Raw genomic sequence first — 13,469 nt, 5'->3', positions numbered from 1 at the left:
GGCCCGCAGCCTCCGGGCGCGGTAAGGGCTCGGTTCGCGGCAAATTTCGGCCCCGCTCTTGATTAATGTTACAACGTTACATATTTGCCGAGCGATGCGCAGCAACCCTTCCTCGATTCGTGGACGGCTCGACCGGGCCGGAATCCTGCTCAGCGGGCTTTGCGCGGTGCACTGCGTGGCAGGCATCGTGCTGGTCGGCGTGCTGGGGCTGGGCGGGGAACTGCTGCTCTCGCCCGCAATTCATGAGGTTGGGCTGGCCCTTGCCGTCGTGTTCGGCGCGGCCTCGCTCGGATTTGGCGTTCTGCGCCATGGCCGGATGACTCCGCTGGTAACCGGCGGGGCGGGCATCGTGCTGATGGCGCTCGCGCTGTTTGTCGGCCATGGCCTGCCCGAGGCGCTGCTCACCATCTGCGGCGTGGCCCTTGTCGCGGGCGCGCATCTCTTCAACCTGCGCGGCCACGCGGCCCACTGATCCCTGCGGGTGGGACGCGCAGGCGATGACCCTGCGCACCGAGGCGAAAAGCGCCGCTCATATACCGGCTCGGCGGCGGGAAACCTTGCGCTCGGCGCAGGGCGCGCTATCTGCACCCACATGGCCCAGAACGACACGCCGAACGCCCTTATCTCGCTCACCGTCAACGGCGAGCCGCACCGGATCGCGGCTGGCTCGACGATTGCCGACCTTGTCGCGCACATCGGCCTTGATCCCACCAAGGTCGCGGTCGAGCACAACGCCGAGATCGCGCCGCGCTCCACTCTGGCCGACGTGACCCTGGGCGAGGGCGACATCCTCGAGATCGTCCATTTCGTGGGCGGTGGCTGACGCGCCTCCAGCTCCGTCCCCCGTTCCTGTTTCTCCTGTGATTTTCGCGCGCCTCGACGCCGCTGAAAGGATGCGACCCGTGACCGATACCGCCGCCGCCGCCACTGCCTCCAACGAGGCCGACACCTGGACCGTTGCCGGGCGCACCTTCACCTCGCGCCTGATCGTGGGCACGGGCAAGTACAAGGACTTCGAGCAGAACGCGGCTGCGGTCGAGGCTTCGGGCGCCGAGATCGTCACGGTCGCGGTGCGCCGCGTCAACGTGTCGGACCCCAAGGCGCCGATGCTGACCGACTACATCGACCCGAAGAAGATCACCTACCTCCCTAACACGGCGGGCTGCTTCACGGCCGAGGATGCGATCCGCACGCTGCGCCTGGCGCGCGAGGCGGGCGGCTGGGACCTCGTCAAGCTGGAGGTGCTGGGCGAGGCGCGCACGCTCTATCCCGACATGCGCGAGACGCTGAAGGCCACCGAGATCCTCGCCAAGGAAGGTTTCCTGCCGATGGTCTACTGCGTCGATGATCCGATCGCGGCCAAGCAGCTTGAAGAGGCGGGCGCGGTGGCGGTCATGCCGCTGGGCGCGCCGATCGGTTCGGGCCTTGGCATCCAGAATCAGGTCACCGTGCGCCTCATCGTGGAGGGCGCCAAGGTGCCCGTGCTGGTCGATGCGGGCGTGGGTACCGCGTCGGAAGCGGCGGTCGCGATGGAACTGGGCTGCGACGGCGTGCTCATGAACACCGCCATTGCCGAGGCGAAGAATCCGGTAAGGATGGCGAAGGCAATGCGCCTCGCGGTGGAGGCCGGACGCCACGCATATCTTAGCGGGCGCATGCAGAAGCGCCGCTATGCAGACCCCTCGAGCCCGCTTTCCGGCATGATCTGATGGTTAATGATTTTATTGCCTAATACTTTCGGTCAGTGAGGTGTTCAAACGATTGCATGTTTAACGCGCGGGTAAGCGCGTGGGGCTTAAAGTGTGTCCATCACGGGAAAGGCGAAAGCTGAACAACGACACATAACAAGCAACGGACACAGCACATGGAATACGCAGGCACGGCAAGTCTCACGATCAGCGAGCTTCGGGAATTCGCAAGCTTCACCCCTTCGGAACAGCGCTATATCCGGCGCAGTCTCGATGTTGGCCTGGGGCGCCAGGACGCTTTCAAGCTCTGGGGCCGCGATGCCGGGGAAATGGCCTCTATCCGGGGCCAGTACGAGAGCTACCGTGACCTGCCGGCCCTGCGCGGCCAGCGCCCGGACGAGTATGGCTTTGCCGATCTCGATCCGTTCATGGGCAAGCTGGTGCGCATGGCCGCCTACGACCTGGCGCAGGGCGGGCTGGACAGCTTCTCCGCCTTCCGCTTCCTCTACGAACGCCTGCTGGGCGCCTGGGCCCGGCCCTGGCTCCCCGGGGCCTTCTGCGGCGCGGCCGCGCTCCCGCAGATCCGCCCCGACCGGCGCAAGACCCTGCTGCACTCGATCAGCGAGGCTGCCGCGACGGCGCCGGGCTGGTCGGCGCGCGAACCCGGCTTCTACCCCGAGTGGATCGAGCTCGAAGCTGCCTGAGATACCTTTCCTTTACCGCAGGGCCCTCGGGTCGCACCGCTTTCCCTGCACCGGGCCCCTCTAGAACGTAGCGTGAGGCCCAAACCGCAACCTGCGACCGGAAAATCCGGCGCAGGTTGTCGCCGTTCGGACAAATCGAAGGCGGCCCTGCACCCGAAGAGCGTTATGGCATCTTGTACTCCCGAGAGATCCGGTCTCTGTCGCAGCCGGAACGGAAGCAAGAGGTGTAACGCGTGACCAACAAGCCGCAGATGGCCAAACCCCAGACCGCCGGTCGCCGGGACATGCCCGGCCTGGACGAAGGCGATGACCAGACCTTCGCGATGATCACCGCGCTGGCCAGCGAACTGGCCATGGCGCGCGAGCGTATCGACACGCTCGAGCGCCTGCTGGCCCAGGCCGGCACGCTCGACGCAGGCGCGGTCGAGGCCTATGTTCCCGACGAGGACGCCGCCAAGGCGCGCGGCGCGCTGCGCCAGCGCCTGATCGGCAAGGTATTCCGCCCGATCCGCGAGGCGGCCATGCGCCGCGCGGCCAAGACCACTTCGAACCAGGGAGCCTGAACCATGTCGCATCCGATGCTTGCCAGCGCCAACCACGACGAGACCACCGAACAGCTCTTCGTGCGCGACCTGCAGTACTGGCTCTACACCGAGGTCGAGCCGCACGAGCGCCAGATCGCCGAGGAACTGGACCCGGGCCTCAGCCACAACGCGCGCGCCGAAGAGGTCTTCGACAAGCTGCACAAGGAGCCTGCGTTCCTGGGCTGGTCGAACATGCGCCGCACGACGCAGGAACTCCTTTGGGATTCGGTGTGGAACTGCGTCGATCGCCAGGCCGGTGAGCTGGACGCCAAGCTTCCGAGGCGGCCGAGATCGGCTCGCTGACGCTGGCCGAGGACTTCCAGGTCCCCGATTACCTGGAAGACGCCCACGTCCACCTCATGCCCGGCGGCTACGGTTCGGACACCGATGGCGTGCGCCAAGGCGCGCTGATGGACCGGGGCGGCGCGGTCTACATGCTGGGCCGCAACGGCGGTTTCCTCAACGACGGGCGCGGCAAGGCCGTCGCGGCGCACCTTGCCTCGTGCTACCCCGATTTCCAGCCCGAGAAGCTGGTCGAACTGGGCTGCGGCGTGGGCTCGAGCGTGATTCCCGTCGCCGAAGCCTACCCCAAGGCGGAGGCCTACGCGGTCGACGTCGGCGCCTCGGTGCTGCGCTACGCGCACGCGCGCGCCGCGCACCTGGGGGCGGCGATCCACTTCGTGCAGGACGATGCCGAGAAGACCCGCTTTGCCGATGAGAGCTTCGATCTCGTCTTCACCGCGGCGGTCATGCACGAGACCTCGCCCGAGGCGATCCGGAACATCCTCACGGAAAGCCACCGCCTGCTGCGCAAGGGCGGCATCGCGGTTCACCTCGAAGTGCCCGTCAAGTACGAGACGCTCGACCTGTGGAGCCAGGTGATCGCGGGCATGGAACGCGACTACAACAACGAGCCCGCCTGGCAGGAAGCCACCTCGGCCGACTACGGCGCGCTGATGACGGCGGCCGGGTTCGAGGACGTGAAGGTCGGTTTCCAGGATGCGGTCCTGGGCCCGGACATGTCGGCGAGCAAGTTCGGCGAGGAATCGAAGGGCGTCTTCCTGTCCTGGTTCGTGACCTCGGGCCGAAAGTAAGACGGGGCCTCATCAGGGCTTCAAACGAAAAGGGGCGCTCTTCCAAACCGGGAGAGCGCCCCTTTTTCGTGGCCGGCGTCCGCCGCGCGCTACTTCACCTTGCCCAGCACCCGGGTGAGGTCATTGCGCCATTTCGACCCTTCGACGATCTGGAGCAGGGAGATGTCGACAGGCTCGCGCAGGGCGCTGTCGGGGCCGGTGGCGATGGCATAGTCCTGCCGCCCGAACGTGCCGGGAAGGACGCGCAGGGTATTCGTGGTGTCGTTGCGCACGCGGTAGCGCAGCAGCGGCTCGTCGTAGACGAAAGCCTCGATCCGGCCCTCGCGCAGGGCCGCAAGGCCGCTCTCGATGTCGGGATAGCCGGTAAAGGCGATGCCCTCGCTGGAGAGCCATTCATCGCTTGCGGACGCGCGGATCGAGCCGACCGAGGCCACGGCGAGGTCCTCCGGCCCGCCGATCGCGCCGGTCAGCCGCCCGCTCGTCAGTGAGGAGGCGATCATGCCGGTGAAGGTCGAAATGATCAGGATTGCCGCGAACATCCAGACCAGCGCGATGGCCTTGCCCGCCGCCGTCCGTGGCGCCTTGTCGCCATAGCCCACCGTGGTCATCGTCACCGCGGAGAACCAGAAACCGGCAAACAGGCCGCGCGGGCCGGGCGCAAATTCCTCGGCGTTGTGGCGCCGCTCGACCAGCCAGAACAGGAGCCCCAGCAGCAGCAGCAGCAGCGCGCACAGCGCCAGAATTGCCTGAAGGAACTGGAGCGTGAAGAAGTTGCGCAGGAGCGAGAGCCAGGCGGGCGGCGCCTTGGGCACGGCGATGCCGAAGCCGGTGGCGTAGAAGGGGTGGGTGAAGTCGACCTGCTCCTCGCGCGCGGCCGTCACCGTGAGCGCGCCCACGCTGGCGTCATAGCGCCCGTCGACCACCCCATCGACCTTACCGGCCAAGTCGCTCTCGACGAATGTGTACTCGTAGCCCCGCTGCTCGGCGATTTCGCGCCACATGTCGATGGCAAGGCCCGACCAGGCGCCATCGTCGTCCTTCATCACGAAGGGCGGGGCTACGCGCGTCGCGACGGTCAGGCTATGCCCGGTCTCCTGCGCCCGGGCAGGAAGGGCCGAGAGGCAGGAGGCGAGTGCCAGGAAGACCGCGAGAAGGGAAAGCAGGGCAGGCGGTGTCTTCACTGGCAGGCGGGGCATGGGCACTCCGTGATGGGCCGCGACTGCGGCCGGGAGCGCCCATCCAGTCAGCTGCGGTAAAGGGCGTCCAGACGCGCGCCGTAGCGTTCCTTGAGCTTGTGGCGGCGGATTTTGAGGCTGGGGGTCAGTTCCTCGTTCTCGATCGCGAAGGGCTCGTCGGCAAAGGCGAACTGGCGGACCTTCTCGATCACCGACATCTCGCGGTTGACCCGGTCGATGGCCTCGCGAATGGCCGCGCGGAAGGCGGGCAGGGCCTGGAGGGTGGCCAGATCGCCCTCCTCACCGTTCTCCTGCGCCCATTCGCGCGCCCAGTCCGCATCGGGTACGATCAGGCCCACGACGTAGGGACGACGGTCGCCCGCGACCATGGCCTGCGCGATCTCGTTCTGGAGGGTGAGCATCGATTCGATCCGCTGGGGCGAGACGTTGTCGCCCTTGTCGTTGACGATCATGTCCTTCTTGCGGTCGGTGATGCAGATGCGGCCCTTCTCGTCGATGTGGCCGATGTCGCCGGTGTGGAGCCAGCCGTTCTGGAGCGCGGCCTCGCTCGCGGCCGCGTTCTGCCAGTAGCCGTGCATGACCAGCTCGCCGCGCACGAGGATTTCGCCATCCTCGGCAATCTGCACTTCGGCGCCGCGCATTGGCGGGCCGACAGTGTCCATCTTGATCCCGGCGCGCGGCCGGTTGACCGAGATGACGGGGCCGCTCTCGGTCTGGCCGTAGCCCTGCAGGAGCGTGAGGCCCATCGCCTCGAAGAAGATGCCGATCTCGGGGTTGAGCGGCGCGCCGCCCGACACGAGCGCCTTCATCCGCCCGCCGAACTTGGCGCGGATCTTGGGGCGCAGCGTACGCTCGAGCAGCGCGTCGAGCGGGTAGTCAGTCAGGCGCCGTTTGCCGGCGGCCTTGCGCATGGCGACCGCGATGGCCTGGTCCATCATCCACTTGGCCGCGCCGCCCTGCTTCTCGATCTGCTTCATGATCTTGGTGCGCAGAACCTCGAACAGGCGCGGCACGACGACCATGATCGTGGGGCCGACCTCCTCGATGTTGGCGGCGAGCTTTTCCAGCCCTTCGGCGTAGTAGATCTGGCCGCCGAGGCCGATCGGGAAGATCTCGCCCGCGGTGTGCTCGTAGGCGTGGCTCAGCGGCAGAAAGGAGAGGAAGACCTCGGGACGGTCGAGGTGGAAGTCGTCGAGGATGACCTGCGTGGTGCCCGCGATGTTGGTGAGCAGCATGCCGTGGTGCTGGCGCACCCCGCGCGGCGCGCCGCCCGTGCCGCTGGTGTAGATGATGCAGGCGAGGCTGTCGCGCCCGATGGAGACAAGGCGCGCCTCCACCGCCGCGCGCGCGGCCTGCGCATCGCCCGTCAGCATGTCGTCCCACAAGGAAGTCGCGAAGTTGCCGCCCTGCAGGCTGGGGAGCGCCTCCATGCCCACGACATGGCGGCACAGGTCGGTCTGGACGATGGCGGGAAGCAGCGGCTTTGCCAGCTTCGCGCTCGACACGATGGCTGCGCAGGCGCCCGAATTTTCAAGGATATGCGTATGATCGCGGGTGGTGTTGGTGGTGTAGGTGGGCACCGTCACGCAGCCCGCGGCCATGATCGCCAGGTCGGCGAGGCACCACTCGGGCCGGTTCTCCGAGACGATCAATACGCGCTCGCCGTCGCGCAGGCCCCGCGCGCGCAGGCCCTCGGCGAGGAGGCAGACTCGCCGCGCGGCCTCGGCCCAGCTGATCGAGGTCCATTCACCCTCGCGCTTGGCCCAGAGCATGGGCGCCTCGCCCAGCGCATCGGCGCGGGCCAGGAACAGCGATACGACGTTGGCGCACCTGTCGAATTCGACAAGATCCATGGGCTCGGAAATCCTCTCTGCCTTGTACCGGGCTTGTACCGGGCCCGCGCACGTAGACTGTGCCAGGCGTGCTTCTCGGATCAAACGCTTAGGCCGCGCAATCGGTTGCGGCAAGCGGGCAGGGGGATTGTCAGAAAGGTCGCAAGGCGGACACGGGCTGTCGCTTGGAGGGGGTAGAAGACGAATTTCCGAGGGCCATCGCCCTCGGGCTCCACAAACTGTAGGCCTCACCTTACGCGCGCGGCCTTTGCAGTGGGAGGTGAGGTCGCCCATTTGGGGGTCAAGGGGCGATGGCCCCTTGAATCATGTCTCTTCCTACTCGTGCGCGCCGTTGAGGCTGTTCTTGCGGCGCTTGATGATCGTGACGTTGCCCAGCGTATCCATGCCCACGCCTTCGCTGCGCGGATCGGCCGCGCCCAGCCACTGGCCATTGACCTTCTCGACCGCGTTGGCCTTGAGGCCCAGCGGCGCGATCTTGACGTTCTCGCCCAGCGCCTGGAGCGCGGGGAGCATGGCTTCAAGCTCGGTGCCCTCTTCGAGCGTCGCGGTCTTTGAGCCGGGCGCGTAGATGAGGCCCATTGCGATGGCGTCCTGCGCGGACATGTCCCAGTCGATCACGCCGATGATGGCTTTGGCGATCTGGCAGATGATGGTGGAGCCGCCCGCGGCCCCGATGGCCAGGCGCACCGAGCCGTCGGGAGCATAGACGATGGTGGGTGACATCGAGCTGCGCGGCCGCTTGCCACCCTCCACCCGGTTGGCGACGAGATAGCCGTCCTGGCTCGGCACCGGGTCGAAATCGGGCAGCTCGTTGTTGAGGAGAAAGCCCGAGGCGGCGATGCCCGATCCGAAGTAGCCGTTGATGGTGGTGGTGACCTGCGCAACGTTGCCCTGCTTGTCGACGACGGCAAGGTCGCTCGTGCCCGGATCGTCGCGGAAGGGGACGCGCTGGCGCGCGGGCGCACCCTCGGGCGTGCCGGGCTCGATCACCTGCATCGTGCGCGCCGGATCGATCCGGGCCGAACGGCGGGCGAGGTAGGCGGGGTCGAGCAGGCCCTTGACCGGGACACCCACGAAGTCGGGGTCGGCCATGTAGAGGTTGCGGTCGGCGTAGGCGAGGCGCTCGGATTCGGCGAGGAGGTGCCAGGAGACCGGGTTGTCCTTGCCCAGCGCCTTCATGTCGAAGCGTTCGAGCTGCTTCAAGATCATCAGCACGGTCAGGCCCCCCGAAGAGGGCGGGCCCATCGAGCAGACCTTGTAGCCCCGGTAATCGTCGCAGACCGAGGGGCGTTCCTTCGCCTCGTATCCGGCGAGGTCGGCAGTGGTGATCGGCGAGGAGACGGGCTCGGCGCTGTTGAGCGCGTGGACGATGCTCTGCGCGATATCGCCCTTGTAGAAGGGCTCGGGCCCTTCGGCGGCGAGGCGTTCGAGCGTCTCGGCCAGGGCCGGAGTCTTGAGCGTCGAGCCGATGGCGACGGCCTCACCGCCCGGAAAATAGGTCTCCTTGGCCCAGCCGGTCACGTGGCGGCTGTAGAGATTGAGGCCGTTGTGGAGGCGGTCGGTCACCACGAACCCGTCGCGGGCGAGCGCGATGGCCGGCGCGAAGAGATCGGCCCAGGGCAGCGTGCCCCACTGCGCGTGGGCCTTGGCCATGGCGGCGAGCGCACCGGGCACGCCCGAACTGAGCGCACCCTGGTAGATCTCGCGGCCCGGGCGGCGTTCGCCCTTGGCATCGAGGAACCAGCTTTCGTCGGCGGCACCCGGCGCGGTCTCGCGCCCGTCGATGGCGGCGATCGAACCGTCGGCCGCGCCGTGGCGGACCCAGAACAGGCCGCCGCCAATCCCGGAATTCTGCGGTTCGACCACGTTCAATGCAAGCATCGTCGCGATGGCGGCATCGGTCGCGCTGCCGCCGCGGTTGAGGATCTCGACGCCCGCGGCGGCCGCGCGCGGGTCGGCCGCGCTGACCACGCCGATCCCGGTACCGTCGCGGTTCTGCGCGGCAGGGGGCGGTGTCTGCATCTCGGCAGGCGCGGTGGCGGTGCAGCCTGCGGTGCCCACAAGAAGGGCAAGCGAGGCGGAAAGGGCGAAGGGCGTGCGCAGGACGGCGAGGGAATTTCGAAGCATTGCGCGGGAGGCTATTCGCTTCCGACCGCCTCGGCAATGGTGGTGAAGCCATCGCGCTTCATCAGCGTTTCCAGCCCCTTGCAGATGTGCTTGGCGATATAGGGGCCTTCGTAGACCATCGCGCTGTAGAGCTGGACGAGGCTGGCGCCCGCGCGGATGCGGGCCCAGGCATCCTCGGCGGTGGCGATGCCGCCCACGCCGATCAGCGGCAGCGCGCCGCCGGTCGCCCTGCGGAAATCCCGCAGGCGCTGCTGGGCCAGGTCCTTGAGCGGTGCGCCCGACAGGCCGCCACCCTCGCCCGCGTGCGCAGAGGCCAGCGGAGGGCGCGAGATGGTGGTGTTCGAAACGATCAGCGCGCCCAGTTTGCGCTCGATGGCGATGCGCGCGATCGCGTCGATGTCGGCGGGCTCGAGATCGGGGGCGACCTTGAGGAAGACGGGCGGGGCCTTCACCGGGCAGACCTCGTCACGCGCGGCGATGACGCCGTCGAGCAGGCCGGTCAGCGCCGATTCGTCCTGCAACGCGCGCAGGCCCGGCGTGTTCGGGCTGGAGATGTTGACCGCAAGGTAGGTGGCGTAAGGTGCCATCATGCGCGCCATGGTCGCGTAGTCGGCGACGCGGTCGGTCGAATCCTTGTTGGCGCCGATGTTGATCCCCACCACGCCCGGGCGCGCGGCGCGGGCCGAAAGGCGCTTGCGGGCCGCCTGGCCACCGCCATTGTTGAAGCCCATGCGGTTGATCACCGCGCGGTCCTCTTCGAGGCGGAAGAGGCGCGGCTTGGGATTGCCCGGCTGGGGCAGGGGCGTGATCGAGCCGACCTCGGCAAATCCGAAGCCCAGCTTCAGGAGCGCGTCGGGCACCTCGCCGTCCTTGTCGAACCCGGCGGCCATGCCGACCGGATTGGGAAAGGCAATGCCGGCCACTTCGCTCGCCAGTGCCGGATGGGGCGCAGGGGCGGGCAGGAAGCGGGCCATCGCGAGCGTGCGCAGCGCGATGCCATGTGCCGATTCGGCGTCGAATCGAAAAAGGGCGGGGCGAAGGGCTTTGTAGGTCACAGCCGCGCTCATAGCCGCGTTGCGCGAAGGCCACAAATCTTTCGTCTAACAACAATTGTCAGCAAAAAAGCGTTCTTAGCCCGCACCCTCCCGCAGCACCATGTCGCAAATCTACAATTCCTGAACGGCGCCTCAGCCTACATGGGATGCGCGACCCGAAGGGCTCGTAGCGGGATGCGCACGAGTTCTTTATACCTTGAGGCGGCTTTCTGCATCGGCGGAAAGCCGCCCTTTTTTATGACCTTGTGTGCGCATTTTGCATCCAGGCGGCGCGTGCGACGGTCTGCGCCCCATTGAAAACCGCGGCGTCCTGCGCTAGTTGAATTGGAGAGATTTAATCCAGTTTAACCCTCGGGTGCGAGAAGTCCTTTAGCGATGCGCTTGTCCAGCATGGCCGACTACGCTGTTGTCATCATGTCCGCCGCCGCGCGGCATTGCGGCGGCGTGCGCATCAGCGCGGGGCAACTGGCCGAGGAAACCGGCCTTCCCGGACCCACGGTGCAGAAACTGGTGAGCAAGCTCAGCGCGGCGGGGCTCATGCGCTCCTCGCGCGGGGCCGGTGGCGGTCTCAAGCTGGCGCGCCCGCCCGCCGCAATAACGATAGCCGACATTGTCGAAGCGGTGGAGGGGCCGATCGCGCTCACCGCCTGCATCGAAGAGGGCAAGCATGACTGCACGCTGGAGGGGCAATGCACGGTTCGCCCCCACTGGCCGCAGGTCAATGCGGCCCTGCGCGGGGCATTGGCACAGGTGCCCCTCACCCAGTTCGTCGAGGAAGCATAAATGACACAAGGTTCCGCCCCTCTCACGCCGGAGGCTCCCGAGCGCGACCAGGCCGCCCGCGAGGCCGCCGCGCGCGTCGCCGACTACGAGCACGGCTGGTCCTCGGACATCGAGCAGGAATACGGCCCCAAGGGCCTGTCCGAAGAGACCGTGCGGTACATCTCGGCCAAGAAGGACGAGCCCGAGTGGATGCTCGAGTGGCGTCTCAAGGCCTACCGTCGCTGGCTTGAAATGACCCCGCCCGACTGGGCCAAGCTCGACGTGCCGCCGATCGATTACCAGGAGGCCTATTACTGGGCCGCGCCCAAGGCCAAGGACGGCCCCAAGTCGCTCGACGAGGTCGATCCCGAGATCCTGCGCGTCTATGAGAAGCTGGGCATTCCGCTGGAAGAGCAGAAGGTGCTCGCCGGGGTCGAGGGCGCGCGCAAGGTCGCGGTCGATGCGGTCTTCGATTCGGTTTCGGTCGCCACCACCTTCCGCAAGGAGCTGGAAAGCGCGGGCGTGATCTTCCGTTCGATCTCCGAGGCGATCCGCGAGTACCCCGAGCTCGTCAAGAAGTGGCTCGGCAAGGTCGTGCCCCAGCATGACAACTACTTCGCCACGCTCAACTGCGCGGTCTTCTCGGACGGCACCTTCGTCTACGTTCCCGAGGGCGTGCGCTGCCCCATGGAGCTGTCCACCTATTTCCGCATCAACGCGGAGAACACCGGCCAGTTCGAGCGCACGCTGATCGTCGCCGACAAGGGCGCCTATGTCTCGTACCTCGAGGGCTGCACCGCGCCCCAGCGCGACGAGAACCAGCTGCACGCGGCGGTGGTGGAACTGGTCGCGCTGGAGGATGCGGAGATCAAGTACTCCACGGTGCAGAACTGGTACCCCGGCAACGCCGAGGGCAAGGGCGGCATCTACAACTTCGTGACCAAGCGCGCGCTGTGCCAGGGTGATCGTTCGAAGGTGTCCTGGACCCAGGTCGAGACCGGCTCCGCGGTCACCTGGAAGTACCCCTCGTGCGTGCTCAACGGCAAGGACTCGGTCGGTGAGTTCTACTCGGTCGCGGTCACAAACAACTACCAGCAGGCCGACACCGGCACCAAGATGATCCACAACGGCGCAGGCTCGCGCTCGACGATCATCTCCAAGGGCATTTCGGCGGGCCGCTCGAACAACACCTATCGCGGCCTCGTGCGCGTGGGCGCTTCGGCGGAGAACGTGCGCAACTTCACCCAGTGCGATTCGCTGCTGCTGGGCAAGGACTGCGGCGCGCACACCGTCCCCTACATCGAGGTGAAGAACCCCACCGCGCAGATCGAGCACGAGGCCACCACCTCCAAGATCAGCGACGACCAGCTCTTCTACGCGCAGCAGCGCGGGCTCGATACCGAGGAGGCGGTCGGCCTCATCGTCAATGGCTTTGCGAAGGAAGTTCTCCAGCAACTGCCGATGGAATTTGCGGTCGAGGCGCAGAAGCTGCTCGGCATTTCGCTCGAAGGGAGTGTCGGATAATGACCGTGGAACGCAAGACTTTGGGCGTGAGCCAGGGCGGCACCAGTGGCGGCAGCGACGTGCGCGCGACGTTCGCGCTGACGGGGGCACGCTATGAAAAGCTCAAGGAACGTGCGCGCGAACAGCGCCACCATCCCAGCGAGGCGCAGGCCGCGCTCTGGGCCGAACTGTCGGGTTCGAAGCTGGGCGGGGTCAAGTTCCTGCGCCAGGCGATCGTCGGCTCGGCGATCGTCGATTTTGCCTGCCCCTCGCGCTGGATCGCGGTGCTGCTGAGCCCCGAAGGCGCCAACGCCGAGGTCGCCACGCTGCAGGATGCCAAGCTGCGCCAGGTCGGCGTGCGCGTGCTGCGCTTTGCCGAGAGCGAAGTGCTCTCGGACACCGACGGCGTGGTCCAGGCGATCAGCGTCGAGGTCAACCGGCCCTTCGACAAGCGCGCCGCGCGCCGTGGTGGAGCCGGTGTCCAGATGGAGGACACCGAGGCATGAGGCGGCGCGCAAGCGCCTTTCTCCTGCCGCTCCTGGGCGCACTTGCGGCGGGGACGGTGTCCGGCACCGCCCAGGCCGCCGGGCCTGTGATCCCCGAAGCCTTCCGGGGCCACTGGGAAGAGGAGCGCCGTTTCTGTGCCCTCCCCAGCGATGCGACCCTGACCCTGACCGCCACCGCGCTCAGGGGATGGGAAGCGACGGGCGCCGTGACCAAGGTGGAAGAGGTGGGGCCACGCGCCATCGTCATCACCGCGACGTTTGACGGCGAGGGTGAGACCTGGACCTCGAGCGATCGCTACGAGCTGTCGGGCGACGGCGGCACGCTGACGACGACCAACGAGAAATTCACATTCCAGCGCTTTCGGTGCCCCAAGGGCTGAGCCCTCCTGCACCCCAG

The 13,469-nt window shown here is 67.2% G+C and carries 15 protein-coding genes; 11 read left to right on the top strand and 4 right to left on the bottom strand.

Annotated elements, in window-relative coordinates; all coding sequences use genetic code 11:
* Nucleotides 1-94: 94 nt before the first annotated feature.
* The 7 genes from MBENS4_RS07635 to MBENS4_RS07610 all read left to right on the top strand — a co-directional run bounded on the left by MBENS4_RS07635 (nt 95) and on the right by MBENS4_RS07610 (nt 4,070).
* Nucleotides 95-472: a MerC domain-containing protein gene (locus tag MBENS4_RS07635; protein WP_039389842.1), complete on the top strand. Its 378-nt coding sequence runs from the start codon at nt 95-97 to the stop codon at nt 470-472.
* Nucleotides 473-592: 120 nt separating this feature from the next.
* Entirely contained in the window at nt 593-823 is a 231-nt protein-coding gene (thiS, locus tag MBENS4_RS07630) for a sulfur carrier protein ThiS (protein WP_084592131.1), read from the top strand.
* Between the two features lie 79 nt (nt 824-902).
* Entirely contained in the window at nt 903-1,709 is an 807-nt protein-coding gene (locus tag MBENS4_RS07625) for a bifunctional sulfur carrier protein/thiazole synthase protein (RefSeq protein ID WP_304413561.1), read from the top strand.
* Between the two features lie 155 nt (nt 1,710-1,864).
* Nucleotides 1,865-2,392, top strand: a complete 528-nt coding sequence (locus MBENS4_RS07620) for a hypothetical protein (RefSeq protein ID WP_039389840.1) — start codon at nt 1,865-1,867, stop codon at nt 2,390-2,392.
* A 233-nt stretch (nt 2,393-2,625) separates the two neighbouring features.
* Nucleotides 2,626-2,955 carry a hypothetical protein gene (locus MBENS4_RS23980; RefSeq protein ID WP_052322093.1) on the top strand — a complete coding sequence of 110 codons (330 nt, stop codon included), beginning with the start codon at nt 2,626-2,628 and terminating at the stop codon, nt 2,953-2,955.
* Between the two features lie 3 nt (nt 2,956-2,958).
* Complete coding sequence (locus MBENS4_RS23975) at nt 2,959-3,279, top strand: hypothetical protein (protein WP_052322092.1); 321 nt, start codon at nt 2,959-2,961, stop codon at nt 3,277-3,279.
* Nucleotides 3,280-3,335: 56 nt separating this feature from the next.
* Nucleotides 3,336-4,070 carry a class I SAM-dependent methyltransferase gene (locus MBENS4_RS07610; RefSeq protein ID WP_052322091.1) on the top strand — a complete coding sequence of 245 codons (735 nt, stop codon included), beginning with the start codon at nt 3,336-3,338 and terminating at the stop codon, nt 4,068-4,070.
* An 89-nt stretch (nt 4,071-4,159) separates the two neighbouring features.
* Here the strand turns inward: MBENS4_RS07610 and MBENS4_RS07605 are convergent, their stop codons facing one another.
* The 4 genes from MBENS4_RS07605 to MBENS4_RS07590 form a co-directional block, all read right to left on the bottom strand.
* A complete protein-coding gene (locus tag MBENS4_RS07605) occupies nt 4,160-5,266 on the bottom strand; it encodes a transporter substrate-binding domain-containing protein (RefSeq protein WP_039389838.1) in 1,107 nt (368 codons plus the stop codon).
* A gap of 47 nt (nt 5,267-5,313) precedes the next feature.
* Nucleotides 5,314-7,119 (bottom strand): AMP-dependent synthetase/ligase, encoded by a 1,806-nt coding sequence (locus MBENS4_RS07600; protein ID WP_039389836.1) that lies wholly within the window; start codon nt 7,117-7,119, stop codon nt 5,314-5,316.
* Between the two features lie 315 nt (nt 7,120-7,434).
* Nucleotides 7,435-9,246, bottom strand: a complete 1,812-nt coding sequence (gene ggt / locus MBENS4_RS07595; RefSeq protein ID WP_084592001.1) for a gamma-glutamyltransferase — start codon at nt 9,244-9,246, stop codon at nt 7,435-7,437.
* A gap of 11 nt (nt 9,247-9,257) precedes the next feature.
* Entirely contained in the window at nt 9,258-10,313 is a 1,056-nt protein-coding gene (locus tag MBENS4_RS07590) for a quinone-dependent dihydroorotate dehydrogenase (RefSeq protein ID WP_039389834.1), read from the bottom strand.
* Between the two features lie 363 nt (nt 10,314-10,676).
* Between MBENS4_RS07590 and MBENS4_RS07585 the strand changes: the two genes are divergently transcribed.
* From MBENS4_RS07585 to MBENS4_RS07570, 4 genes are read left to right on the top strand one after another with little or no spacing between them, the layout of a single operon-like run.
* Nucleotides 10,677-11,084, top strand: a complete 408-nt coding sequence (locus tag MBENS4_RS07585; protein ID WP_039389832.1) for an SUF system Fe-S cluster assembly regulator — start codon at nt 10,677-10,679, stop codon at nt 11,082-11,084.
* Complete coding sequence (gene sufB, locus MBENS4_RS07580; RefSeq protein WP_039389829.1) at nt 11,085-12,587, top strand: Fe-S cluster assembly protein SufB; 1,503 nt, start codon at nt 11,085-11,087, stop codon at nt 12,585-12,587. It begins immediately after the preceding gene.
* Complete coding sequence (locus tag MBENS4_RS07575; RefSeq protein WP_039389827.1) at nt 12,587-13,072, top strand: endonuclease domain-containing protein; 486 nt, start codon at nt 12,587-12,589, stop codon at nt 13,070-13,072. The genes sufB and MBENS4_RS07575 overlap by 1 nt, the downstream gene beginning before the upstream one ends.
* Nucleotides 13,069-13,452 (top strand): hypothetical protein, encoded by a 384-nt coding sequence (locus MBENS4_RS07570; RefSeq protein WP_039389825.1) that lies wholly within the window; start codon nt 13,069-13,071, stop codon nt 13,450-13,452. Before MBENS4_RS07575 ends, MBENS4_RS07570 begins: the two co-directional genes overlap by 4 nt.
* Nucleotides 13,453-13,469: the final 17 nt, after the last annotated feature.

Origin of the sequence: Novosphingobium sp. MBES04, assembly GCF_000813185.1 — a bacterium.
In the GTDB taxonomy this organism is placed as follows: domain Bacteria; phylum Pseudomonadota; class Alphaproteobacteria; order Sphingomonadales; family Sphingomonadaceae; genus Novosphingobium; species Novosphingobium decolorationis.
Note: the sequence above shows the minus strand (reverse complement) of the source record. Positions and strands in the feature narration are given on the sequence as shown.